This is a genomic window from Pseudomonas sp. B611, assembly GCF_055407965.1.
Map to the genome: position 1 here is coordinate 59869 of NZ_JBUZST010000008.1, position 22972 is coordinate 82840.

Consider the following 22972-nt stretch of genomic DNA (forward strand, 5'->3'; position numbering starts at 1 on the left):
GGAGCCCGCCATGAACGCCCCCGCCACAACCGCAGCATCCTTCAAACTCCCCCTGGGCCTGGTCGTCGCTGTACTGGTAATGGCCGGGGTGCTGCTGTTGCCGCTGCCCGCCGATTTGCCGGTGGCGGGGCATCGCATGCTGGCGATCCTCGCGTTTGCCGTGGTGGTGTGGATCACCGAGGCGGTGTCCTATGAAGCCAGCGCAATCATGATCACCTCGTTGATGGCGTTCCTGCTGGGCACCGCGCCGTCGCTGCAAGATCCCACGCATCTGATCGGCACCAGCCCGGCCATCAGCATGGCGTTGACCGGGTTTTCCAACCCGGCGCTGGCGCTGGTGGCGGGCGCGCTGTTTATCGCGGCGGCCATGACCCATACCGGTCTGGACCGGCGCATTGCGCTGGTGACGTTGAGCCGGGTCGGCACCAGCACCCGGCGTATCCTGTTGGGGGCGATTGCCGTGACCATCCTGCTCAGCCTTGTCGTGCCCAGCGCCACGGCGCGCAGTGCCTGTGTGGTGCCGATCATGATGGGTGTGATCGCGGCGTTTGGCGTCGACAAGCGTTCGAACATCGCCGCCGGCATCATGATCGTGGTGGCCCAGGGCACCAGCATCTGGAACGTCGGCATCCAGACCGCCGCCGCGCAGAACCTGCTCACCGTCGGCTTTATGGACAAGATGCTCGGCCAGCGCGTGTCGTGGATCGACTGGTTGATCGCGGGTGCGCCGTGGGCGCTGATCATGTCGGCGGTGTTGCTGTTTCTGGTGCTCAAGCTGCTGCCGCCGGAGACCGATAGCATCCCCGGTGGCAAAGAGGCGGTGGCCCAGTCGCTGGTGGAGATCGGCCCCATGACCGGGCCACAGAAACGCCTGTTGGGCGTGTCGGTATTGTTGTTGCTGGCCTGGGCCACGGAAGGGCGCCTGCATAACTTCGACACCACCTCGACCACCTACGCCGGCTTGGTGTTCCTGCTGCTGCCGGGGCTTGGTGTGATGACCTGGAAGGATGTGCAGTCGCGCATTCCGTGGGGCACGGTGATTGTGTTTGGGGTGGGTATCAGCCTTGGCACGGCGCTGCTGACCACCCAGGCGGGGCAGTGGCTGGGGGCTACGGTGGTGGCGCACACTGGGTTGGATCAGGTGGGGCCTTTGGGTGTGTTTGCGATTTTGGGGGCGTTCTTGATTCTGATTCATTTGGGGTTTGCCAGTGCTACGGCGTTGACCTCGGCGTTGTTGCCGATCTTGATTGCGGTGTTGCAGACCTTGCCGGGGGATTTCAGTCGGTTGGGCATGACCATGCTGTTGGGGTTTGTGATGAGCTACGGGTTTATCCTGCCGATCAATGCGCCGCAGAATATGGTGTGTTTGGGGACTGGGACGTTTACGGCGCGGCAGTTTGCCAAGGTGGGGATTTTGGTGACGCTGATTGGGTATGGGTTGATGTTGGTGTTTGCCGCGACTTATTGGAGTTGGTTGGGGTGGATTTGAGGGCCCTGGAGTAGTGGTGTACATATCCGTTGGTTAGGTAACGGCGGCTTATGGTTCCGCCCTTACGGCGGGTCACTTTGGAAAAGCCCCAAAGTAACCAAAGGGCTCTTGCCCCAACACTCGGTGCCTCGCCTAGGCTCGGCATGCCCTCACTCCGGCTTGAATCCGTGGGCCGCCGCAATGGGCCATCCATGGCCCAGTGCGGCTAACCCGGCGTCCTGCCGGGTTGCCCACGGATTCAAGCCTGCGTTCGGCCAGCGTGTTTGACGGGGCAAGTAAGATCAAAAGCTAGAGCGCGGCGGCCTTAAAGCCGACCGGTATTTCTCATGGCGTTCACCCTTCAACTGTGGGAACCGGAAACTGTGGGAGCTGGCTTGCCTGCGATGCAGACACCTCGGTACATCAGGCACACCCAGTTGATGCCATCGCAGGCAAGCCAGCTCCCACAGGGTCCCGCGCACGCTTCACCTATCAGGTCGGCTGTCAGGCCGCCTCGCTTTGCTTTTGATTTTGATCTTAGGCGCCCCGTTAAACACGCTGGCCGGAATTCGACATGGATTTGGGGGGTAAACCGGCAGGGATGCCGGTTTAGCCGCCCCGCGCCATGGATGGCGCGTGGCGGCGGCCCCCCAAATCCATGTCGGATTACGGGCATGCCGAGCCCAGGCGAGGCACCGAGTGTTGGGGCAAGAGCCCTTTTGGTTACTTTTGGGGCTCTTTTCCAAAAGTGACCCGCCGTAAGGGCGGAACCATAAGCCGCCGTTACCGAAGAAACGGATATGTACACCGCCAAGCCCAGCCCCCCCACAGAAAAGCACACCCAAGATGGCAAGATACCCGCCCCTCAGGTTTACTACCCTCTGAGTAAGGTTTTACCGACACCCCACGTCGGGTCATCTAGGTCATCGAATGAACAACTACACCCCCCGCACCTGGCAGCCCCACGAGCGCCCGAGCCTGCCCGGTTCGCCGTCGACGCCGTTGCACCCCACGCACAAGCGTTGGCTGTTCGCACTGGTCGGCGTGCTGGTAGCAATCACCGGCGGCCTGGGCAACGCGCTGGTGATCGCCAACCTGCAATACCTGCAAGGCGCCCTCGGTGCGACCACCGCCGAAATGGCCTGGCTGCCCGCCGCCTATGTCATGACCAACGTGTGCATGAACCTGCTGCTGGTGAAGTTCCGCCAACAGTTCGGCCTGCGCGCGTTTACCGAAGTGTTCCTGGTGCTGTACGCGCTGGTGACCTTCGGCCATTTGTTCGTCAACGACCTCAGTTCGGCCATTGCCGTGCGCGCGGCCCACGGCATGGTCGGCGCGGCGCTGAGTTCGCTGGGCTTGTACTACATGATCCAGGCATTCCCGGCCAAGTGGCGCTTGAAGGCGTTGGTGCTGGGCTTGGGCACGGCGCAGTTGGCCTTGCCGCTGGCGCGGTTGTTCTCCGAGGATTTGCTGCAAATCGCCGAGTGGCGCGGCTTGTACCTGTTTGAACTGGGCATGGCGTTGATCTGCCTGGGCTGTGTGTTCCTGCTCAAGTTGCCTCCCGGTGACCGTTTCAAGACTTTTGAAAAACTCGACTTCCTCACCTTCGCGATCCTCGCCACCGGCGTTGCCTTGCTGTGTGCGGTGTTGTCCCTGGGGCGTATCGACTGGTGGCTGGAAGCCCCGTGGATCGGCGTGGCCTCGGCCTGTTCCCTGGTGCTGATCATGGCCGGGCTGGCCATCGAGCATAACCGCGCCAACCCGATGCTGATGACCCGTTGGTTGGGCAGCGGGGTAATGATCCGGTTGGCGTTGGCGGTGATCCTGATCCGCATGGTGCTGTCCGAGCAGTCCACCGGCGCGGTGGGGTTCATGCAAATGCTCAACATGAGCTACCAGCAGATGCACACGCTGTACGTGGTGATGCTGGCCGGGGCGATTGCCGGGCTTGCGGTCAGCGCGTTGACGATCAACCCGGCGCACTTGTTGATGCCGCTGGTGATTTCCCTGGCGTTGATGGCGACGGGGTCGGTGATGGACAGCTTCTCCAGCAACCTGACCCGCCCGCAGAACCTGTATATCAGCCAGTTCCTGCTAGGCTTCGGCGGGACGTTCTTCCTCGGGCCGACCATGGTGTTGGGCACCAAGAACGTGCTGACCAATCCGCGCAACCTGGTAAGTTTTTCGGTGATGTTCGGCATTTGCCAGAACCTCGGCGGCCTGATGGGCGCGGCGCTGTTGGGCACGTTCCAGATCGTGCGCGAGAAGTTTCATTCGAGCATGATCGTCGAACACCTGAGCCTGCTCGACCCGCGTGTGGCCGCGCGGGTGTCGAGCGGCGGCTCGGCCTATGGCGGGGTGATTGCCGACCCGGAATTGCGCAACCTCATGGGTATTCGCAGCCTGGCCACCGCGGCCACCCGTGAAGCGAACGTAATGGCCTACAACGATGTCTTCATGCTGATCGCGATCATCGCGATACTGACCATGATCTGGATCTTTATCCGCAGTCTGTGGCTGATGAGTACCACGAAAGCAGCCACTCCCGTTCAACCCAGCGGCGCACCTCAATGACCGAACCTTCAACGACCACCACCACCGCCATCGCGGCGACCCCGGAAGGCAGCACACCACCCGGTGCAGTGCCCACTGAATTGCGACCGTTGCGGGTGCGCATCCTCTCGTCCCTGGGCTTTGCCGCCATCGCCGTGGTCGGCGTGCTGATCGTGCTCTATGCCTGGCAATTGCCACCGTTCAGCAGCGCGGTGGAAACCACCGAAAACGCTCTGGTGCGCGGGCAAGTGACGATCATCGGGCCGCAGCTCGCCGGTTATGTGTTTGAAGTGCCGGTGCAGGATTTCCAGTACGTGAAGGCCGGCGACCTGCTGGTGCGCCTGGATGATCGCATCTACAAGCAGCGCCTGGACCAGGCACTGGCGCAACTGGCGGTGCAGAAAGCCGCGCTGGCCAATGTGGTGCAGCAGCGCAACAGCGCCGAAGCCACCATCAAGCTGCGCCAGGCCGCGCTGGCGGACAGCGAGGCGCAGGCGCGCAAAAGCACCGCCGATTTGCGCCGCAACGAAGAGCTGATCAGCGACGGTTCCGTGTCCCGGCGCGAGCTGGACGTGACCCGTGCGGCGAATGCGCAGACTATCGCGGCGGTGGCGCAAGCCCAGGCCAGCCTGGAAATCGCGCGGCAGGATTTGCAGACGGTGATCGTCAATCGCGGCTCCCTGGAAGCGGCGGTGGCCAGTGCCGATGCGGCGGTGGAGCTGGCGCGGATTGACCTGTCCAACACGCGCATCACGGCACCGCGTGACGGCCAGTTGGGGCAGATTGGCGTGCGCCTCGGTGCCTACGTCAACTCTGGCGCGCAGCTGATGGCGCTGGTGCCACCGCAGCTGTGGGTGATTGCCAATATGAAAGAAACCCAGATGGACAATGTGCAGGTCGGCCAGCCGGTGACGTTTACCGTGGATGCGTTGAACCACCGCAAGTTTCACGGCACGGTGCAGCATATTTCGCCGGCCACGGGGTCCGAGTTCAGCCTGTTGCAGGCGGACAATGCCACCGGCAACTTTGTGAAGATTGCCCAGCGCGTGCCGGTGCGGATTACGGTGGACCCTGATCAGGAGCAGAGTGAGCGGCTAAGGCCGGGGTTGTCGGTGGTGGTGAGTATCGATACCGCAGGGCGCCTGAAAAACAGCCCACCCTGACACTGACGCTGACACTGACACAACAGAGATCAAAACTGTGGGAGCTGGCTTGCCTGCGATAGCTATCTGTCAGTTGATGCACCTTTTACTGATGTACCGCTATCGCAGGCAAGCCAGCTCCCACAGTTGGAATGTATTTCAGGTTGAACTGTAGGTGTGCCGACTGGCCATGTTCCAGCAGCTTCAACCCCGGTTTTTCGGGCAGATGATGCGCATTCACCGGATGACTCACCGGCTCAATACAAAAGAACCCCAACCCCGGCGGGCAATACAGCAGGAAATAATCCGCACCACTGGCCTGGCACTCCAAGGCATAACCCAGCTCCGGTTGTTCGATCCGGCAATGCCCATCCCACTGGCAAAAACCGTTATCCACCAGGCCTTCAGGCAAGGCCTTGAGCTTTTGGAAATCCCACTCGACCGGAAGCGGCGCCAGCCCGGTAGGCAGTTTAGACGCATCACTCAGCCACACCTGCGAGGCCTTGGCCTGTAACCGCGTGCCGGGTTGGCGCGGCAAGTACGGGTGCAACCCCAAGCCATGCCAGGCGGGTTGTTCGGCCAGATGCGTGACCGTCAATGCGATGCTCAGCTCGCCGTTATTCAAGCGAAACCGTTGCTCGGCACGATAGGCAAACGGCGTATCGCAGATCACCTCCAGCACTACTTCATCCACCGACTGGCTGACCACTTGCCACGCCTGTTGCCACGCCGAACCATGGATCGGCAACGGGTCGGTCAGGCTGTTGGCCGACAGGGCCAGCCAGCCATCGGGGTTGTTGAAACCACCGTTGGCAATGCGGTTGGACCAGGGCGCCAGCGGATAACAGCCCAGCTTGCCCGCAAGCCCGGTGTTCACCGCGTGTTCGTCACTATGGCGCAATAACGGTTGGCCGCTGGCGATAACCTGCCAGTTGACGATGCTGCCGCCAGTGGCGGGCGCCAGGGTGAGGTGGGTGAGGGCGTCTTTGAGTTCGATCATCAGGGCTATCCCGTCAGAGGGTGAAAGTCGGCTCGGCCAAGCCCTGCACACCAGGATTGAGCGCAAACACACCGCCCGACAGCGACTGTTCACTTTGATCATCACGGATCGAGGTGACGAACAGGGTATCCAGGCGGCTGCCACCAAACGCGCACATGGTGGGCTTTTTCACCGGCACGCTGAGGGAGCGGTCGAGGCGCCCGTCGGGGGTGAAACGGTGGATCAGCCCAGCGTCGTTGGCGCAGATCCAGTAGCAACCGTCGGCGTCCACTGCGGCGCCGTCGGGGCGGCCTGGGTGTTCGTGCATGTCCACGAACACGCGGCGGTTGGACGGCGTGCCGGTGTCGATGTCGTAGTCGAACGCCCAGATTTGCTGCACCAGCGGGTGTGAGTCGGAGGCGTACATTGTGCGCCCATCAGGGCTGAAGGCCAGGCCGTTGAGGGTGATGAAACCATCCAGCGCGGCATGGGGCTCCTGGCCCGCCGCGTAACGGTAGAGGATGCCCTCGGCGGCATTCAAGCCCATGTTCAGCACCATGCTGCCAGCCCAGAAACGGCCCTGGCGATCACAGCGGCCATCGTTCAGGCGCATGTCGGCGCGTGGGTGTTCGACTTTGGCCAGGCGCGTGGCGTCGAGGCTGCCATCGCTGTGCGCGGTGAGCTGGAAGAAGCCGCTTTCCATCCCCGCGACCCAGTTACCTGTGGTGGTGCGGGCAATGCAGGCGAGCATTTGCGGGGCTTTCCAGGCGGCGACGTGGCCGCTGGCGGCGCTCCAGCGTTGCAGGCCGCCGTTGGGGATGTCCACCCAGTACAGCGCGTTTTCCTCGGGCACCCACACGGGGCATTCGCCTACGGCGTTGCGCGCGTCGACAATCAGTTCTGCGCTCATGACTCAGTCCCCGAACGGCCCGGCCGCGCAGAAGGCGCCGCCCTGGTAGACCTTGGCCGGATCATCGGCGGCCACCGGTGGCTGCGTCTCGACCTGGGCGCGGAACACTTCGGAATTGTCTTTAGGCGCGTAGCCCAGGTGCGCGGCGTAGCGGTTGTCCCACCAGGTGTCGAGGTTGTCCGACATACCGTAAACCACCGTGTGGCCGACGTCTGGCGTGTACAGCGCGCGCTCCAGCAATTGGGTCAGGTCGTCGAAGCTCAGCCAGGTGTGCATCATCCGGCGGTTCTGCGGCTCGGGGAACGAGGAGCCGATGCGAATGCTCACGGTCTGGATGCCGTAGCGATCGAAGTAGAAGCTGGCCATGTCTTCGCCGTAGGACTTGGACAGGCCGTAGTAACTGTCCGGGCGACGTGGCGAGTGGGCGTCAAGGATTTCGCCCTGTTTGTGGAAGCCGATCACATGGTTGGAGCTGGCGAAGATCACGCGTTTCACGCCATGCCGGCGCGCGGCTTCGTAAATGTGGAATATGCCGCTGATATTGGCGCCGAGGACTTCTTCGAAGGAGCGCTCAACCGAGACGCCGCCGAAGTGCAGGATCGCGTCGACGCCTTCTACCAGGTGGTGTACGGCCTGTTTGTCGGCGAGGTCGCAGGGTTGCACTTCTTCGCTGTCATCGGTGGCCGGGGCCATCTCGGCGATGTCAGACAGGCGTAGCACGTGGGCGTAAGGGCGCAGGCGTTCACGCAGGACTTTGCCCAGGCCGCCAGCGGCACCGGTGAGTAACAGGCGGTTGAAGGGAACGGCAGTGGTGGTGGTCATGGGCGGGTCCATTGTTGTTGTAGGTTGTCGTATGACTGTAACGAAGTATCGGTATTGATTCCCGGGGTTGTCAACGTCCTCTTGGATGAACGAGGTCCCCTGTGGGAGCTGGCCTGCCTGCGATAGCGGTGTATCAGAACCCGCTATGTGGCTGACCCACCGCTATCGCGGGCAAGCCCGCTCCCACACAAGCCTGTTCACACAGGGGGAAGTGGTGTTTGCCGGGGTTGAGGCCCTACAACAGTGAAATCGGGTAACTGATGAAAATCCGGTTTTCATCGAACTCATTGTTGCTGAAATCCCGGCGCATGGTCGAGTTGCGCCATTTCACATTCAAGTTCTTCAGCGCGCCACTTTGCACGGTGTAAGCCAGTTCCGATTCACGGCCCCACTCCTTGCCGTCGGTGATCGCCCCGGTGTGTACGTTACTGCCGCTGATATAGCGGTTCATCATCGTCAGCCCCGGCACGCCCAGCACGACGAAGTTGAAGTCATGGCGCAGTTGCCAGGATTTTTCCTTGGCGTTGTCATAGCTGGCGTTGTAGCTGTCATTGGCCAGGGTGCCGCCGCTGGTGCCGTTGACCTTCATCCACACGCTGTTGCCGGTGAGTTTCTGCAGGCCCACGTAAAAGGTGTTGCCGCCATAGCGCGCCGAGAGCAGGGCGAAGGTGGTCTTGTTGTCGAGGTCGCCGGCCAGGGCGCTGCCGTCTTCCTTGCCGTTGAAGAAGCCGAGGTTGGCGCCCAGGGTCCAGTCGCCCACGGGTTGGCTGTGGGTGAGGTTGAGGTATTGCTGCTGGTAGATGTCGGTGAGTTCGGCGTACCACAGGCCGACCTGGGTGCGTTTGTCGTTGAACGTGTATTCGCCGCCGCCGAAGTTGAAGCGGTCCGAGGTGAAGGCGGCTTTGCCGTTCATGAACATGTCTTCCATGCTCGCATCGTTGCGTGGGCTGTTGCCACGGAACTGGCCGCCGTAGAGGGTCAGGCCGGCGATTTCGTTGGAGGTGACCTGGCCGCCACGGAAGGTCTGGGGCAGGGAGCGGCCGTCGTCGGAGCGCAGAATCGGCAACACGGGCATCCATTCGCCGACCTTCAATTCGGTCTTCGACAATCGGGTCTTCAGCGCCACCCCCAGACGCCCGAAGTTGTCGGCCGGGCGGCCATCGTCGTGCACGGGCAACAACTGCGTGCCAGCGGTGCCTTTGCCGCCGTCGAGCTTCTGCGAGTAAAGGCCCAGCACATCAATCCCGAAGCCCACGGTGCCCTGGGTGAAGCCGGACTTGGCGTCGAGAATGAAGTTTTGCGTCCACTCCTCGGCCTTGGCTTGCGGATTGCTCGGGTTGGTGAAGTTGCGGTTGAAGTAGGCGTTGCGCAGGTTGAGCGTGGCCTTGGCATCGTCAAGAAAACCGTCGGCCTGGGCGCAGAGGGGTAGGACGGCGCTCAGGCTGCCGAGACCGATAAGGCCCAGGCGTGCGCAGGAATGGCGGGCGAATTGACTCACAGTGGAGCTCCCTTTCTTTTGTTGTTTTTATTATTTGTCGTACGTCGTCGTACAACATTGATGGCGATATTTGCGAGGTTTACGGGGCTTGTCAACAAGAAGTTATACGATGACTATGGTTTTCACCGGCAGAGAGTGGGCACGGTTTAAATGTGGGAGCGGGCTTGCTCGCGAATGCGGTAGACCAGTCAATAAATCTTGTGACTGATACACCGCATTCGCGAGCAAGCCCGCTCCCACATTTTTGATTGATGTTCGACTTGAGGGCTTAGTTGCTCATTACCATCGGCGGTAAGGTCCCCAGTAGGGAGACCGCAGCGACCGCCGCAATCCCCAACAGCCACTCCAGCAATACACTGGCCTTCAAGCTGGCACGACGTTCGTCACAGTGCTCGATCCGCAACCGGTTCAACAGCGCCAGGGCCAACATGCCCAGCACCAGCATGACCTTGACCAGTAGAATCAAGGCAAAGCCGCTGAACAAGGGCGTCGGCCACAGTTGCCCGGTCAGCACGCGCACGTTGATCAATCCAGTCACCAACAGCCCTGCAACCAAACCATAGCCCACCCCGCTGAACCGCCGCAGGATCGGCTCCAGTCCATAGCCCTGGGGTTGGCGCAGGATCAACACCAGCACCAATAACCCACCAAGCCACGCGCCGACGCACGCCAGGTGCACCACTTGGTTGAGGATCAGCAAGCGCCCGCTGAGCCCATCGAGCATGGCACCGTGGCCTACGGGCGCCAGGGTCGCCAGCAGCAGCGCGAGCAGCGGCAGGCGCAACGCCGGCCAGGGCTTGGCCAACGCAATCACCAGCAACAGGTTGAACAGCAAATGCCAAGTCCACACCTGGCCAAAAAAGGTCTTGCCCAACACCAGTTGCACGGTGGCCGGTTGCAGCGCCGCGTCCCAACTGCCGGCCATGCTGGCGGTGATCAGCAGCAACCAGGTCACACCCGACAACAGGCCGACCCAGGCCAGTGCCCGGGTGATGCGCAGCAGTTGCCGGTCGAGCGCCGGCTGTGGCCCGGCGCCGAGTAGCAGGGGCCTGAACACGCAAGCCCCGAACATCAGCAGCACGACGATGAAATGCACAAAGCGGCACAGCACCAGCAGGGTTGTCATGGGTTATTGGCCGACCTTGAAGCTGTATTCGCCGTTGCTCTTGTGGGTGTCGACCGACACCGCGTTCCACACCACCTTGTAGTCGCCGGCGGCCAGTGGCGCGGCCGGCGTGACGACCAGGGTTTTCTTGTCGGCGTCTGGGGTTTCCAGGCCCTTGATGGCGACTTCCGTGCCGTCCTTGCTCAGGGAGACTTTGGTGAAGGTGGCTTCCACGCCTTCGCTAAAGGTCAGGCGCAGATCGGCCGGCGCGGCGACGGTGCTGTCGGCGGCCGGCGTGGTGCTTTTCAGGTGGGCGTGGGCAAACGCCGCCGAAGCGCCCAAGAGCGAGGCGAGCAGGGCGACGGTGGTCAGGGTCTTTTTGATCAACATTGGGCAATACCAATCAATGGGGAGGAGGGGGCAGTGTACGAAGTTTCAGTATGGCCTGTCGCCGCGATCTAGAGCCGGTGGTAGTCTCTAACCCATGTTGTTGTCGGGGAGCCCTTATGGGCAATCACAAGAGTGGCATTCGTCGGGTTAACGTCGAAAAAATCCTGCTGGCGGCGGAGAAGGTCTTCGCCGAGAAGGGCTATGGCAGCACCGCCATGGCCGACATCGCCGAAGAAGTGCAACTGCCGCGCTCCAACCTGCATTACTACTTCACCACCAAGAGCGAGCTGTACAGCGCGGTGCTGTTCGACCTGCTGGACCTGTGGAAGCAGGACGCCCTGAGCTTTGAAACCTTCGATGATCCGCGGGTGGTGCTCAGCAGTTACATCCGCGCCAAGATGCAGCGCTCGCGTACGCGGCCGTATGGCTCCAAGGTCTGGGCCAATGAAATCATCCACGGCGCGCCCACCCTGGGTGAGGCGTTGGATGCGAGCCTGTACGACTGGGCCAAGATGAAGGAAGCGAAGATTCGTCAGTGGGTGGAAGACAAACGCATCCTGCCGGTGGAGCCGTCGAGCTTGCTGTATATGATCTGGGCGTCGACCCAGCACTATGCGGACTTTGACCACCAGGTGAAGATTTTGAATGATCACCAGCCGTTGTCGGATAGGCAGTTTGAGAAGGCGATCCAGACGGTGACGGGGGTGATTTTGCGGGGGATTGGGTTGGAGCCTTGAGGCTGATCGTTCCCACGCTCTGCGTGGGAACGCCGCCCTGGACGCTCCGCGTCCGCTGTTGTGGGTGTGACGCGGAGCGTCACTGGAGGCATTCCCACGCAGAGCGTGGGAACGATCAGGGTTAAACAGCTTCCCGGTAGGGATTACGCGGATCCTGCGTCCAATTCAAAAACGGCTTGCCCGTATCCACCGCCACCATCTCGATACAGTCCGCCACCGGGCAGGTGATCTGGCATAGGTTGCAGCCCACGCATTCCTCATCGATCACCTCGTAGTGATGCGTGCCATCCGCCAGTTTCACGTTCGAGATGGCCTGGTGCGAGGTGTCCTCACAGGCAATATGGCAACGCCCACACCCAATGCACGCCTCCTGGTCGATCTTCGCAATCACCTGATAGTTGATATCCAGGTACTTCCAGTCCGTGGTATTGCCCACCGCCCGCCCGGAGAATTCCTGCAAGCTCTTGTAGCCCTGACTGTCCATCCAGCGCGACAGCCCGTCCTTCATCTCATCGACAATGCGAAACCCGTGCAGCATCGCCGCCGTACACACCTGCACCGCGCCGCAGCCGAGGGCAATGAACTCCGCCGCATCGCGCCAGTTGCCAATGCCGCCGATGCCGCAGATCGGCAGGCCCTGGGTCTGCGGGTCACGGGCAATCTCGGCGACCATGTTCAGCGCGATGGGCTTGACCGCCGAGCCGCAGTAACCGCCGTGGGTGCTCTGGGTGCCGACCATTGGCAGGGCGACCATGCGTTCCAGGTCGACGCTGGTGATGGAGTTGATGGTGTTGATCAGCGACACCGCATCCGCCCCGCCGCGATACGCTGCCCGCGCGGCCACGCGGATGTCGGTGATATTCGGCGTGAGCTTGACGATCACCGGCAGCGAGCAGTACGTCTTGCACCAGCGCGTCACCTGTTCCACATATTCCGGCACCTGGCCCACCGCCGCGCCCATGCCGCGCTCGGGCATGCCGTGGGGGCAGCCGAAGTTCAGCTCGATACCGTCGCAGCCGGTGGCTTCTACCAGGGGCAGGATGTTTTTCCAGGATTCTTCCACGCACGGCACCATCAGCGAGACGATCAGCGCGCGGTCGGGCCAGTCCTTTTTCACCTGGGTGATTTCCCGCAGGTTGATCTCCAGGGAGCGGTCGGTGATCAACTCGATATTGTTGATGCCCAGCACTTCACGGTTGGCACCGTAGTGCGCCGAGTAGCGTGAGGACACGTTGACCGCCGCCGGGTCTTCACCGAGGGTTTTCCACACCACGCCGCCCCAGCCGGCTTCGAAGGCACGGACCACGTTATAGGCTTTGTCGGTGGGTGGCGCGGAGGCCAGCCAGAACGGGTTGGGGGCTTTGATACCGGCAAATACAATCGAGAGATCGGCCATTACGCAGCCTCCACAGTCAGCATGAGTTGGGCGTGCATGGCTTCGGCCGCCAGCTTGCCGTGTTGCACCGCTTGCACGGTGAGGTCCTGGCCGAGGCTGACGCAATCACCACCGGCGTACACCCCGGGAATGCTGGTGCGCAGGTGCTCATCGACAAAAATCCGCTCGCCGACGCGGTGCAGTTGCTGGGCCAGTGGGTCGTGCAAGGCCTCGCTGTCAAAGCCTTGGCCGATGGCCTTGAAGATCGCATCGGCGGCCAGTTCGAAGGTCTCGCCGGTGGGGTGCAGGCGGCCGTTGTCCATGCGCGTGCGCAAAAAGCGCATGCCGCGCACGTGGCCCTGGTCATCCAGCAGGATTTCTTCGGGTTGGGCCCAGGTCAGCAGGCGGACCTGGTTGGCCTTGGCGATATCCTGTTCATGGTGGGTGGCGCCCATGTCCGCCAAGCCACGGCGGTACACAAGGTTCACATCGCGAGCGCCGAGGCGGGCCATCTGCACGGCCATGTCGATGGCGGTGTTGCCGGCGCCGAGCACGATGCAGCGGTCGGCCAGGGGCAGTTGGGTGAGGTCGTCGGTTTGGCGCAGTTCGCGGATGTAGTCGGTGGCGGCGAGCAGGCCGGGGGCGTCTTCATGGGGCAGGCCGAGCTGTTTGCTCGCGGCCAGGCCGAGGCCGAGGAACACCGCGTCGAATTGCTGGTGCAGTTCGCTCAAGGTGAGGTTATCGCCCAGGCGTTGACCGTGGCGGATCTCGATGCCGCCGATCTGCAGGAGGAAATCCAGTTCCTTCTGCGCAAAATCATCCACCAGCTTGTACTTGGCGATCCCGTATTCATTCAGGCCGCCGGCTTTTTCCCGTGCTTCGAACACCACCACGTCATGGCCGTGCAGGGCGCTGCGATGGGCGCAGGCCAGACCGGCCGGCCCGGCGCCGACCACGGCGATGCGTTTGCCGGTGGCAGCGGCGCGGTGGAACGGGTGTTCGCTGAAGTGCGCGTTGTCCACGGCATAGCGTTGCAGCAGGCCGATCAGCACCGGCGCGCATTCTTCGGCGTTGTTGCGCACGCAGGCTTGCTGGCAGAGGATCTCGGTGGGGCAGACGCGGGCGCAACTGCCGCCGAGGATGTTGGCCGAGAGGATCTTCTGCGCGGCGCCTTGCACGTTTTCAGTGTGGATATTGCGGATGAATGACGGGATGTCGATCTCGCTGGGGCAGGCGTTCACGCACGGCGCGTCGTAGCAATACAGGCAGCGTGAGGCCTCCAGTTGCGCCTGGCGGGCGTTGAGGGGCGGGGCCAGGTCGGTGAAGTGGCTGGCGAGGGTGGGTCCATCCTCAGCGGGATGGGGGAGGTGGGTCAGGGTCTGGATCACGGTGGTGGCCTCACGGTTATTGAGGTGCTGCCTCTGATGGGCGATCGTTCCCACGCTCTGCGTGGGAATGCCTCACTGGACGCTCTGCGTCCGCTGTTGGGGCGCAGAGCGCCCTTGGCTGCATTCCCACGCGGAGCGTGGGAACGATCACATGTGCGCTGTATGTTCAGCGCTTTACGGCAGTGGGCCTGGAATGCTCAGCCCGCTTGCTCAACTGCTCAAACACCGACGGATACGCCGGCCGCTCCACATACCGCCCCGCACCGCGTTCGGCGCGCAGGTCGCCATCGGCCCAGACCAGCTTGCCCTGGCTCACGGTGTGGCTTGGCACACCGCGTACGGTCTTGCCTTCGAAGATATTGAAGTCGACGTTTTGATGGTGGGTCTTGGCGGAAATCGTCCGCGTCCCCTCGGGGTCCCACAGCACCAGGTCGGCATCGGCGCCTACGCGAATCGCGCCTTTGCGTGGGTAGAGGTTGAAGATCTTCGCGGTGTTGGTGGAGGTCAGCGCGACGAACTCCTGCATCGACAAACGCCCGGTGTTGACGCCTTCGTCCCACAGCAGCGCCATGCGGTCTTCGATACCGGCGGTGCCGTTGGGGATCTTGCTGAAGTCGTCACGGCCGGCGGCTTTCTGCTCGGCGCAGAAGCAGCAGTGGTCGGTGGCGGTGGTGTGCAGGTTGCCGGATTGCAGGCCGTGCCACAGGGCTTCCTGATGCCCGCGTGGGCGGAACGGCGGGCTCATCACGTAGCCCGCGGCGGTCTGCCAGTCGGGGTGGCGATAGACGCTGTCGTCCAGCAGCAGGTGGCCGGCAAGGACTTCGCCATACACCGGCTGGCCCTTGCTGCGGGCGTAGGTGATTTCATCCAGTGCCTCCTTGGTCGAGACGTGCACCAGGTACAGCGGTGTGCCGATGGTTTCGGCGATGCGAATCGCCCGGCTCGCCGCTTCGCCTTCGACCTGGGATGGCCGCGACAGCGGGTGCGCTTCCGGCCCGGTGATGCCCTGGGCCATGAGCTTGCGTTGCAGGTGGTACACCAGCTCGCCGTTTTCCGCGTGCACGGTGGGCACCGCGCCCAGTTCCAGGCAGCGCTCGAAGCTGGCGACCAGGGTGTCGTCGGCCGCCATGATTGCGTTCTTGTAGGCCATGAAGTGTTTGAAGCTGTTGATGCCGTGGTGGCTGACCAGCTCGGCCATTTCTTCGCGCACCTGCTCGCTCCACCAGGTGATCGCGACGTGGAAGCCGTAGTCGGATGCCGATTTTTCCGCCCAGCCGCGCCACTGGTGAAAAGCTTCCAGCAGGGACTGCTGCGGGTTGGGAATCACAAAGTCGATGATCGACGTGGTGCCCCCCGCCAGACCCGCCGCCGTACCACTGAAAAAATCTTCACTGGCCACGGTGCCCATGAAGGGCAGTTGCATATGGGTGTGGGGATCGATGCCGCCGGGCATCAAGTATTGGCCGCTGCCGTCGAGTATTTCAGTGCCGGCGGGAATATCCAGGTCCGTGCCAATGGCGCGGATTAGACCGCCTGCGCATAAAACATCGGCGCGGTAACTTTCATCATGGGTAATAACGGTGGCGCCACGGATCAACAGCGACATGTCGAGTTCCTCACAGGCTTGACCGGCTTGTGCCAGTTCTAAGTGTTGTAATGCTGCTTGCCGATGGGTGGGTTTATTCCTGTCATCGGTGACAGGAATAGAAGCTAGCCCGAGTTTTTCGATTGGGCAAGCAGATTTTTTATAAGCTTATATTGTTATTAACTTTTTGATTTTTAATGATTAAAAATACAAATCACCAAAATGAAGCGGGCGTTCACCGTTTTGACGCACTTGACAGGTTCTTAAATTGAGCAACATTTCTTATTGCAAATCAGACGCTTGAGATATGCCGCTTGACGGCGATGGGAAATAAAAATAATTGTGTTGCACCAGATTGAGTCCTGACAGTTCGGGCAACTTCCACGTTATTTAGCCTGAGTAACGTGGCAAGTACCGAGGGATCAATCGGAAAGCTGATTAACATCAGCCAGTTATATACGCGGTAGGGGTATGGCAACGGTTGTCGGCACGATTATTGAGTGCAGTGGCGGCTGGCCGGACCCGTGATGTCATGTTGTTTACGAGGTACTCCGGCCATCCAGCGCCAAGCGTTGGATGAGCAACAATAATTCGAAAAAACCGTGGAGCGGCCATGCAACAGAACAGATCGCAAGTCATTGAGCGCAACGGCCTGTACGAACTCGACGCCGGCCCCGACGTCCTCGACAGCCCCCGCTACAACCACGACATGGCACCGACCAAGGTGCATGAACGAACCTGGAACAAGTGGCACATCACCGCGTTGTGGGTCGGTATGTCGATCTGCGTGCCCACCTATACGCTGGGCGGGGTGCTCACCGCGTACTTCGGCCTGTCGGTGGGCGAAGCGCTGATGGCCATTCTGCTGGCCAATATCGTGGTGTTGATCCCGCTGACCCTTAACGCGTTTCCTGGGACGAAGTACGGCATTCCGTTTCCGGTGCTGTTGCGTTCGTCGTTCGGCATTCTCGGCTCCAACGTGCCGTGTCTGATTCGCGCGCTGGTGGCGTGTGGCTGGTTTGGTATCCAGACGATGTTTGGCGGGCTGGCGATTCACTTGTTCCTGGGCTCGATTTTCGAGGGCTGGAAGTCCCTCGGCGGCACCGGTGAAGTGATCGGCTTCATGATTTTCTGGTGCCTGAATTTGTGGGTGGTGCTGCGTGGCGCCGAGTCGATCAAGCGCCTGGAAACCCTGTCGGCGCCGCTGCTGGTGGCGGTGGGGATTGGCCTGCTGGTGTGGGCGATGCCGAACGTGTCCCTCAGCGAGTTGATGGCGATCCCGCCAAAACGCCCGGAGGGGGCGAGCCTCACCGGTTACTTCATGGCCGGCCTGACCGCGATGGTGGGGTTCTGGGCCACCTTGTCGTTGAATATTCCCGACTTCAGCCGCTACGCGAAAAGCCAGAAGGACCAGATCCTCGGACAGATTTTCGGCCTGCCGCTGACCATGTTCCTGTTCGCTGCACTGGGCGTGATCATGACGGCCGCGTCGGTGAAACTGGTGGGGGTGAGCGTGTCCGACCCGGTGACCTTGATCGGGCATATCCAGAGCCCGGTGTGGGTGGCCATTGCGATGCTGTTGATCATCATCGCCACCTTGTCCACCAACACGGCGGCGAACATTGTCTCGCCGACCAATGACTTCCAGAACATCGCGCCGAAGCTGATCAACCGCACCACGGCGGTGATCCTCACCGGGTTGGTGGGGCTGGTGTTGATGGGGCATGAGCTGCTGAAAAAGCTTGGTTTGATCGTTTCCGATGTGAGCCTGGAGACCGTCTATTCCAACTGGCTGCTCGGTTACTCCAGCCTGCTGGGGCCGATTGCCGGGATCATGGTGGTGGACTATTTCATCACCCGCAAACAACAACTGGACCTGGCCGGCCTGTACCGCGATGACGTGTACCCGGCGTGGAACTGGAGCGGGTTTGTCGCCTTTGGCGTGCCGGTGGTGCTGACGTTGCTGTCCCTGGGCAGTGATGCGTTCAGTTGGTTCTACAGCTATGGCTGGTTTACCGGTTCGGCGTTGGGTGGCTTGCTGTATTACGGCTTGAATGCCAAGCGCGGAGTCAGCCCAGTCGCGGTTAAAAGTTGAAATGCAATCCAAATGTGGGAGCGGGCTTGCTCGCGAAGGCGGTGTATCAGTCACCGAAAATGTTGCCTGAAAGACCGCATTCGCGAGCAAGTCGAATCGTCGCACCGCCGCTCCCACATTTTTGACCGAGTTTCGCCAGTTGAAACCATAAAAATGTAGCCTGAGGAGATCCCCATGAACGCTGCCCTCGACGTTCTGCAATCCACCCATCAGCACATCAATCGCGACCGTTTGTGGCAGTCCCTGATGGACCTCGCCAAACTCGGCGCCACACCCAAGGGCGGCGTGTGCCGCCTGGCGCTCACCGACCTCGACCGCCAGGCCCGCGACCTGTTCGTGCAGTGGTGCGAAGCCGCCGGTTGCACCGTGACCATCGACGGCATCGGCAACATCTTCGCCCGCCGCCCCGGGCGCAACCCCGACCTGCCACCGGTGATGACCGGCAGCCATATCGACACCCAGCCCACGGGCGGCAAGTTCGACGGCTGCTTTGGCGTGCTCGCCGGTGTGGAAGTGCTGCGCACCCTGAATGACCTCAACGTGGAAACCGAGGCGCCGCTGGAAGTGGTGGTGTGGACCAACGAAGAAGGCTCGCGCTTTCCGCCGTGCATGATGGGTTCGGGGGTGTTTGCCGAGAAATTCAGCCTGGCGGATACCCTGGCCAAGGTCGATGCCGATGGCGTTTCGGTGGGCGATGCGTTGAACGCCATTGGCTACGCCGGTACACGGGCGGAAAGCGGGCACAAGGTCGGCGCGTATTTTGAAGCGCATATCGAACAAGGGCCGATTCTTGAGGATGAGAAAAAGACCATCGGCGTGGTATTGGGCGCACTGGGCCAGAAGTGGTTCGACCTGAAACTGCGTGGCGTCGAAGCCCATGCGGGGCCGACGCCGATGCACCTGCGCAAGGACGCCCTGGTGGGCGCAGCGGCGGTGGTGGCGGCCGTGAATGCGGCGGCGTTGGGGCATCAGCCCCATGCGTGTGGCACGGTGGGTTGCCTGCAAGCCTATCCTGGCTCGCGCAATGTAATCCCCGGCGAGGTGCGCATGACCCTGGATTTCCGTCATCTGGAGCCGGCGCGGTTGGATTCGATGATTGCCCAGGTGCGCAAGGTGATCGATGAAACCTGCGCCAAGCACGGCTTGAGCTTTGAAATGGAGCCGACGGCGGACTTCCCGCCGCTGTATTTCGACAAAGGTTGTGTGGACGCCGTGCGAGATGCGGCCAATGGCCTGGGCTTGTCGAACATGGACATTGTCAGCGGGGCAGGGCACGACGCAATCTTCGTCGCCGAGTTGGGCCCGGCGGGGATGATCTTTGTGCCGTGTGAAGGGGGCATCAGCCATAACGAAATCGAAAACGCCGCGCCGGATGATCTGGCGGCGGGCTGTGCGGTGTTGTTGCGCGCGATGGTCGCCGCCTCCGCGGCGATAGCGGGGCGCCAGATGGCCGCCTGACGCGGTTTTTCTTCACTCACGGAGGCGCCACCTGGGCGCGTCCGCGCACACACAGAACCGGCGCCTAGCGCCGGTTTTTGCGTCTTTCCCCTTCTGAAAAATATCGCCTGCCTGCTCTGGTACAGATGTTGGAAAAAACCACCATACAGATGGCCGGGCGTTCAACTGTGCATCAAATAAGTGGTTTTTCTGGATCTTAATTAAGTGCCAAGTAGCGTTAACAATAGCTTATTCGTTGAGTTGCGTTGGGCACGTCTTAATGCAAGTACCGGAAAACCTATTCGTCCAGTTGTCTGTGTCCGGGGTTTAATAATGACTATCTATGCGTGGTTGTCGTTCATTCTGATTACGATGGTGCAGGCCGGTTCACCAGGGCCGTCAACGGTATTCCTGGTGAATAACTCAATCAAGTATGGGCCACTGAAAGCGATTGGCGTATTGACCGGGGATGTATTTGCCATCTTGATCATGGGCTTGATCTCGTCATTGGGTATTGCCACTTTTTTTGCAGAACATCCGTCGATGTTTAATGCCTTGAAACTGGCCGGTGCGGCCTATCTTGTTTATCTGGGGGTGGGCGCATTCAAGAAAAGTCGCGCGATCATGACTGCTGCAAGTCCTGATACACCTGTTGTCAGGGCGCCCGCTTTGACGCGCCAGTGGGCCCAGTCCTTTTTGATCGGTATCAGTAACCCGAAGGCGCTGGTGTATTTTACCGCGCTGCTGCCGCAGTTCGAAAAAAGTGGCACGCCTGATCTCCAGTTCTTTGCGTTTCTTGTGATTATCAGTGCACTGATAAAGTTTTCGATTCTTTCCTGTTATGCCGTGGTGGCGACCAGGATAGCGTCGAAGTTGACGTCGCCCTCCGCCAGTAGAATCGGTTCCAAAGTAGTCGCTGTATTCTTCGTATTTTTTGGTGCGGCACTAGGGTTCTCTACCATCCATTGAAGGATATCTATCTATGAAGTATGAAGGCTCTGCAGCCCGTTCATTGTCAACTGTGCAAAGCACCTCTGATCTGATTGAACAGCAGCTCAGGCACAGCGGTTATTGGGTGGGTAACTATTTCAACTATTTTGTAACGTTGGCCCATCGCTCCGCTGACTGGAGAACGTTCCTGCAGACGTGGGACAGCTTGCCGCCGGATGAGTTTATGGCGGACGGCGGCAAATACCGTCGGCGCCGGTTTACCGAACTTCGCTACAGTGTGCTTAACGATGAAATCGGCATACTTCCGCATCGGCCGTTCTTTCAGGACAAGTACACGAATACCTTGAATGGCGGCGTGGATCGATATTTTGAACCGATCACCCCCTACATTGCGACACACCCGTTTATAAAGCGCATGATTCGCGATTATGTGGCGATCTTTACCCGTTATAAAGATGTGGCGGTGTGGCAGGTCTATTTGCACCAAGTGCGAATTACATCGTCGCGCGGCGTTGCCGGTTTCCCGACGCCGGAAGGCATACATAAGGACGGTGTTACGTTTTCCAGTTTGTTTTGCGTCAACCGCACGGACAATTGCACCGGTGCAGAAAATTCCATCTACGACAACGACAAGGCCTTGCTCGAAAGTTTTACCCTCAAGCGTTATGGCGACCTGGTGATCTTTGATGATTCCAAGGTTTATCACAGCGTCAGTCAGATGAACACGGCAGACGATGGCGTCGCGTCGCGGGATATGTTGTTTCTGGAATTCACGGCGCAAGGGGCTGAGCATGTCGCGTCATAGTGGAATGGATATTGAAACCCGCGATTACTCGCGGGAAGTGATTGAACGCATCAGTCAAAGTTGGTCATTCGACGCCGAGGTCATGCGCTTTAAAGGTATTACCAGCCTTGCCTTTGATATGCATGCGCCAGACTTTCTGGAGGCGATGGTGCCCTTTTCGTCGTTCGACGCATGGCGCGCCCTGGAACCTCAAGATAAGAACGACTTGCTCTCTGCCGGGTGGATTATCTATCAGAGCAACACCATCTTTATTGAAACCGATTTAGTCACGCCGGCCTGTATCGAAGTCATTCGTTCGCGGCAAGACAACAGTGTCGGCCCCGAGATGGCGCGCTCCATGGCAGAGGCGATGACGGACGAGGGCTACCATACGCTGCTGGCAGTGCTCACCTGTGATGAGGTGCGGGCCAACCGGCAACTTGCGTTGTTTCCTGCGGACTTTCACCTGGTGAATGTCATGAATGCCTATATCCATGGGCTCGATAGCGAATGGAAGCGGCGCATTGCGCGTATCGCTACGGCCTGTTGCACAGAGAACCACATCACCGATTACCTGGACCTGCTGGCGAACGCGACGTCGATCCAGCCGATGTTTCTCGCGGCGGTCAATGCCCATGCCAAGGACGAGTGGAGCCACGGCTCGCAGTTTGCGGTGTTGGCGCGGGATATCTATTGGCAGCTCTCCAGCGCTGGAAAACAGGTGTTCAAGGAAACCGTCGAGCTGGTCGCGAAGAACTTCTTCCGGGCCGATCTGAATGCCTGGATCACGGTGATCGATCAACTCGCGCGGCCCTCACTCGATGGCGTGCGGGCGGCCGTGGTCGACAACGCCGTAGAGCTGCAGCGCGGCGTCGAGTTCACGAATAACAATCGCGGCTTGATGAAGCTCTACGACAGCCTGGAATGGGAATGGACCAACGATGACCGCCAATAATTTTACCCTCGCGTGCGCCGGGCAGCGTGAGCCCATCGCCGGCGACGTTTTTTCCCTGGTCAATGCCTGTGAAAAGCTCGGCCTGGTGCGTACCCGTTGCCGGCAGGGGCGGTGCGGCGCCTGTCAGGTGAAGTTTGTCTCCGGTGAGTACAGCGAGTGGGCACCCATGCTCGCACTCACGGAAAAGGAAAGAGGGCACAACGCAATTTTGCCCTGTGTGCTCGTTCCGCTCTCGGACATTGAAGTTGAGGCTTGGTACCCATGAGCGAGATGATTTACGTAAAAAACCAACACTTCCTGATTCGCAGCGCAAGACTCGAAGACGCTATCGCCATCCGCAAAATGGTGTTCAAGACCTTCGTGGAGTACGGCATCGCGGCAGACCCTGACGATGATGACCGCGACATCATGTGCTTTGGTGTACCCAAGGCGAATGTCGTGGAGCTGGTCACGGTGTTTGGCGATGTGCCGGTGGGGTCCGCCATCCTCACGGGGGGCGACGATGGCCGGGTGAAACTCACCAAGTACTACCTGGACAAGGACTACCGTGGTTTCGGTGCCGGTGTGGCGATGCTCCAGGCGGCGGTCTCGACGGCACGGCAACTGGGGTACAACGAGATTTTCCTGAAAACCCGGGCACGCTACAAAGAGGCGGTTCAGTTGTACGAGTCAACCGGTTGGGTGAGGGGGGCGGACCAGCCAGGCCCGGGCCCGGAACGCGTCTACGCCATTCGTTTTTCTGCAAGCTGACATTGATGCACTGAGGCAGGCAGGCCGTCACCGGCCTGTTTGTCATTG

At 60.6% G+C, this 22972-nt stretch carries 20 protein-coding genes; 11 read left to right on the forward strand and 9 right to left on the reverse strand.

All coding sequences use genetic code 11. The features are described from left to right. Positions 1 to 10: 10 nt before the first annotated feature. The 3 genes from ACZRMO_RS18445 (at position 11) to ACZRMO_RS18455 (ending at position 5184) form a co-directional block, all read left to right on the forward strand. Positions 11 to 1489, forward strand: a complete 1479-nt coding sequence (locus ACZRMO_RS18445; RefSeq protein ID WP_463973770.1) for a DASS family sodium-coupled anion symporter — start codon at positions 11 to 13, stop codon at positions 1487 to 1489. 909 nt (positions 1490 to 2398) lie between these two features. Then, positions 2399 to 4042, forward strand: coding sequence for an MFS transporter (locus ACZRMO_RS18450; RefSeq protein WP_124528793.1), 1644 nt, complete (start codon positions 2399 to 2401; stop codon positions 4040 to 4042). After that, a complete protein-coding gene (locus tag ACZRMO_RS18455) occupies positions 4039 to 5184 on the forward strand; it encodes an HlyD family secretion protein (protein ID WP_448183926.1) in 1146 nt (381 codons plus the stop codon). Before ACZRMO_RS18450 ends, ACZRMO_RS18455 begins: the two co-directional genes overlap by 4 nt. Positions 5185 to 5269: 85 nt before the next feature. Here the strand turns inward: ACZRMO_RS18455 and ACZRMO_RS18460 are convergent, their stop codons facing one another. The 6 genes from ACZRMO_RS18460 to copC form a co-directional block, all read right to left on the reverse strand. After that, the gene (locus ACZRMO_RS18460) at positions 5270 to 6163 is read right to left on the reverse strand and encodes an aldose 1-epimerase (protein WP_463973771.1); all 894 of its coding nucleotides are present in this window, start codon (positions 6161 to 6163) and stop codon (positions 5270 to 5272) included. A 13-nt stretch (positions 6164 to 6176) separates the two neighbouring features. Further along, entirely contained in the window at positions 6177 to 7052 is an 876-nt protein-coding gene (locus tag ACZRMO_RS18465) for an SMP-30/gluconolactonase/LRE family protein (protein WP_463973772.1), read from the reverse strand. A gap of 3 nt (positions 7053 to 7055) precedes the next feature. Continuing rightward, on the reverse strand, positions 7056 to 7874 hold the full coding sequence (locus tag ACZRMO_RS18470; protein WP_463973773.1) for an NAD-dependent epimerase/dehydratase family protein: 819 nt from the start codon (positions 7872 to 7874) through the stop codon (positions 7056 to 7058). A gap of 235 nt (positions 7875 to 8109) precedes the next feature. Beyond that, positions 8110 to 9372 carry an OprD family porin gene (locus ACZRMO_RS18475; RefSeq protein ID WP_463973774.1) on the reverse strand — a complete coding sequence of 421 codons (1263 nt, stop codon included), beginning with the start codon at positions 9370 to 9372 and terminating at the stop codon, positions 8110 to 8112. A 268-nt stretch (positions 9373 to 9640) separates the two neighbouring features. Next, positions 9641 to 10498 carry a copper homeostasis membrane protein CopD gene (gene copD / locus ACZRMO_RS18480; RefSeq protein WP_463973775.1) on the reverse strand — a complete coding sequence of 286 codons (858 nt, stop codon included), beginning with the start codon at positions 10496 to 10498 and terminating at the stop codon, positions 9641 to 9643. A gap of 3 nt (positions 10499 to 10501) precedes the next feature. Next, positions 10502 to 10867 carry a copper homeostasis periplasmic binding protein CopC gene (gene copC / locus ACZRMO_RS18485; protein ID WP_463973776.1) on the reverse strand — a complete coding sequence of 122 codons (366 nt, stop codon included), beginning with the start codon at positions 10865 to 10867 and terminating at the stop codon, positions 10502 to 10504. A 116-nt stretch (positions 10868 to 10983) separates the two neighbouring features. Here copC and ACZRMO_RS18490 point away from each other — a divergent pair, with 116 nt between their 5' ends. Further along, a complete protein-coding gene (locus ACZRMO_RS18490; RefSeq protein ID WP_017737434.1) occupies positions 10984 to 11604 on the forward strand; it encodes a TetR/AcrR family transcriptional regulator in 621 nt (206 codons plus the stop codon). 121 nt (positions 11605 to 11725) lie between these two features. On the opposite strand, the gene preA is transcribed toward ACZRMO_RS18490, so the two are convergent. From preA to hydA, 3 genes are all read right to left on the reverse strand, one after another. Next, positions 11726 to 13000: an NAD-dependent dihydropyrimidine dehydrogenase subunit PreA gene (gene preA / locus ACZRMO_RS18495; protein ID WP_463973777.1), complete on the reverse strand. Its 1275-nt coding sequence runs from the start codon at positions 12998 to 13000 to the stop codon at positions 11726 to 11728. Next, positions 13000 to 14367 carry an NAD(P)-dependent oxidoreductase gene (locus ACZRMO_RS18500; protein ID WP_463973778.1) on the reverse strand — a complete coding sequence of 456 codons (1368 nt, stop codon included), beginning with the start codon at positions 14365 to 14367 and terminating at the stop codon, positions 13000 to 13002. Before ACZRMO_RS18500 ends, preA begins: the two co-directional genes overlap by 1 nt. A gap of 166 nt (positions 14368 to 14533) precedes the next feature. Next, positions 14534 to 15973, reverse strand: coding sequence for a dihydropyrimidinase (gene hydA, locus ACZRMO_RS18505; RefSeq protein ID WP_463973779.1), 1440 nt, complete (start codon positions 15971 to 15973; stop codon positions 14534 to 14536). A gap of 592 nt (positions 15974 to 16565) precedes the next feature. On the opposite strand from hydA, the gene ACZRMO_RS18510 reads away from it, so the two are divergent. From ACZRMO_RS18510 to ACZRMO_RS18540, 7 genes are all read left to right on the forward strand, one after another. Next, complete coding sequence (locus tag ACZRMO_RS18510; protein ID WP_463973780.1) at positions 16566 to 18047, forward strand: NCS1 family nucleobase:cation symporter-1; 1482 nt, start codon at positions 16566 to 16568, stop codon at positions 18045 to 18047. 174 nt (positions 18048 to 18221) lie between these two features. Beyond that, positions 18222 to 19505, forward strand: coding sequence for a Zn-dependent hydrolase (locus tag ACZRMO_RS18515; RefSeq protein WP_463973781.1), 1284 nt, complete (start codon positions 18222 to 18224; stop codon positions 19503 to 19505). A 312-nt stretch (positions 19506 to 19817) separates the two neighbouring features. After that, positions 19818 to 20453 (forward strand): LysE family translocator, encoded by a 636-nt coding sequence (locus ACZRMO_RS18520; protein WP_463973782.1) that lies wholly within the window; start codon positions 19818 to 19820, stop codon positions 20451 to 20453. Between the two features lie 13 nt (positions 20454 to 20466). Further along, entirely contained in the window at positions 20467 to 21240 is a 774-nt protein-coding gene (locus ACZRMO_RS18525) for a 2OG-Fe dioxygenase family protein (RefSeq protein WP_463973783.1), read from the forward strand. Beyond that, the gene (locus tag ACZRMO_RS18530; protein ID WP_463973784.1) at positions 21227 to 22174 is read left to right on the forward strand and encodes a diiron oxygenase; all 948 of its coding nucleotides are present in this window, start codon (positions 21227 to 21229) and stop codon (positions 22172 to 22174) included. The genes ACZRMO_RS18525 and ACZRMO_RS18530 overlap by 14 nt, the downstream gene beginning before the upstream one ends. Next, a complete protein-coding gene (locus ACZRMO_RS18535; RefSeq protein WP_257782819.1) occupies positions 22161 to 22439 on the forward strand; it encodes a 2Fe-2S iron-sulfur cluster binding domain-containing protein in 279 nt (92 codons plus the stop codon). The genes ACZRMO_RS18530 and ACZRMO_RS18535 overlap by 14 nt, the downstream gene beginning before the upstream one ends. Further along, entirely contained in the window at positions 22436 to 22924 is a 489-nt protein-coding gene (locus ACZRMO_RS18540) for a GNAT family N-acetyltransferase (RefSeq protein ID WP_463973785.1), read from the forward strand. The genes ACZRMO_RS18535 and ACZRMO_RS18540 overlap by 4 nt, the downstream gene beginning before the upstream one ends. Positions 22925 to 22972 lie beyond the last annotated feature (48 nt).

What these genes read in the sequence shown, in the direction of transcription:
- ACZRMO_RS18445 (WP_463973770.1), top strand. Translation starts at nt 11, where the DNA reads ATGAACGCCCCCGCCACAACCGCAGCATCCTTCAAACTCCCCCTGGGC.
- ACZRMO_RS18450 (WP_124528793.1), top strand. Translation starts at nt 2,399, where the DNA reads ATGAACAACTACACCCCCCGCACCTGGCAGCCCCACGAGCGCCCGAGC.
- ACZRMO_RS18455 (WP_448183926.1), top strand. Translation starts at nt 4,039, where the DNA reads ATGACCGAACCTTCAACGACCACCACCACCGCCATCGCGGCGACCCCG.
- ACZRMO_RS18460 (WP_463973771.1), bottom strand. Translation starts at nt 6,163, where the DNA reads ATGATCGAACTCAAAGACGCCCTCACCCACCTCACCCTGGCGCCCGCC.
- ACZRMO_RS18465 (WP_463973772.1), bottom strand. Translation starts at nt 7,052, where the DNA reads ATGAGCGCAGAACTGATTGTCGACGCGCGCAACGCCGTAGGCGAATGC.
- ACZRMO_RS18470 (WP_463973773.1), bottom strand. Translation starts at nt 7,874, where the DNA reads ATGACCACCACCACTGCCGTTCCCTTCAACCGCCTGTTACTCACCGGT.
- copD (WP_463973775.1), bottom strand. Translation starts at nt 10,498, where the DNA reads ATGACAACCCTGCTGGTGCTGTGCCGCTTTGTGCATTTCATCGTCGTG.
- copC (WP_463973776.1), bottom strand. Translation starts at nt 10,867, where the DNA reads ATGTTGATCAAAAAGACCCTGACCACCGTCGCCCTGCTCGCCTCGCTC.
- ACZRMO_RS18490 (WP_017737434.1), top strand. Translation starts at nt 10,984, where the DNA reads ATGGGCAATCACAAGAGTGGCATTCGTCGGGTTAACGTCGAAAAAATC.
- preA (WP_463973777.1), bottom strand. Translation starts at nt 13,000, where the DNA reads ATGGCCGATCTCTCGATTGTATTTGCCGGTATCAAAGCCCCCAACCCG.
- hydA (WP_463973779.1), bottom strand. Translation starts at nt 15,973, where the DNA reads ATGTCGCTGTTGATCCGTGGCGCCACCGTTATTACCCATGATGAAAGT.
- ACZRMO_RS18510 (WP_463973780.1), top strand. Translation starts at nt 16,566, where the DNA reads ATGCAACAGAACAGATCGCAAGTCATTGAGCGCAACGGCCTGTACGAA.
- ACZRMO_RS18515 (WP_463973781.1), top strand. Translation starts at nt 18,222, where the DNA reads ATGAACGCTGCCCTCGACGTTCTGCAATCCACCCATCAGCACATCAAT.
- ACZRMO_RS18520 (WP_463973782.1), top strand. Translation starts at nt 19,818, where the DNA reads ATGACTATCTATGCGTGGTTGTCGTTCATTCTGATTACGATGGTGCAG.
- ACZRMO_RS18525 (WP_463973783.1), top strand. Translation starts at nt 20,467, where the DNA reads ATGAAGTATGAAGGCTCTGCAGCCCGTTCATTGTCAACTGTGCAAAGC.
- ACZRMO_RS18530 (WP_463973784.1), top strand. Translation starts at nt 21,227, where the DNA reads ATGTCGCGTCATAGTGGAATGGATATTGAAACCCGCGATTACTCGCGG.
- ACZRMO_RS18535 (WP_257782819.1), top strand. Translation starts at nt 22,161, where the DNA reads ATGACCGCCAATAATTTTACCCTCGCGTGCGCCGGGCAGCGTGAGCCC.
- ACZRMO_RS18540 (WP_463973785.1), top strand. Translation starts at nt 22,436, where the DNA reads ATGAGCGAGATGATTTACGTAAAAAACCAACACTTCCTGATTCGCAGC.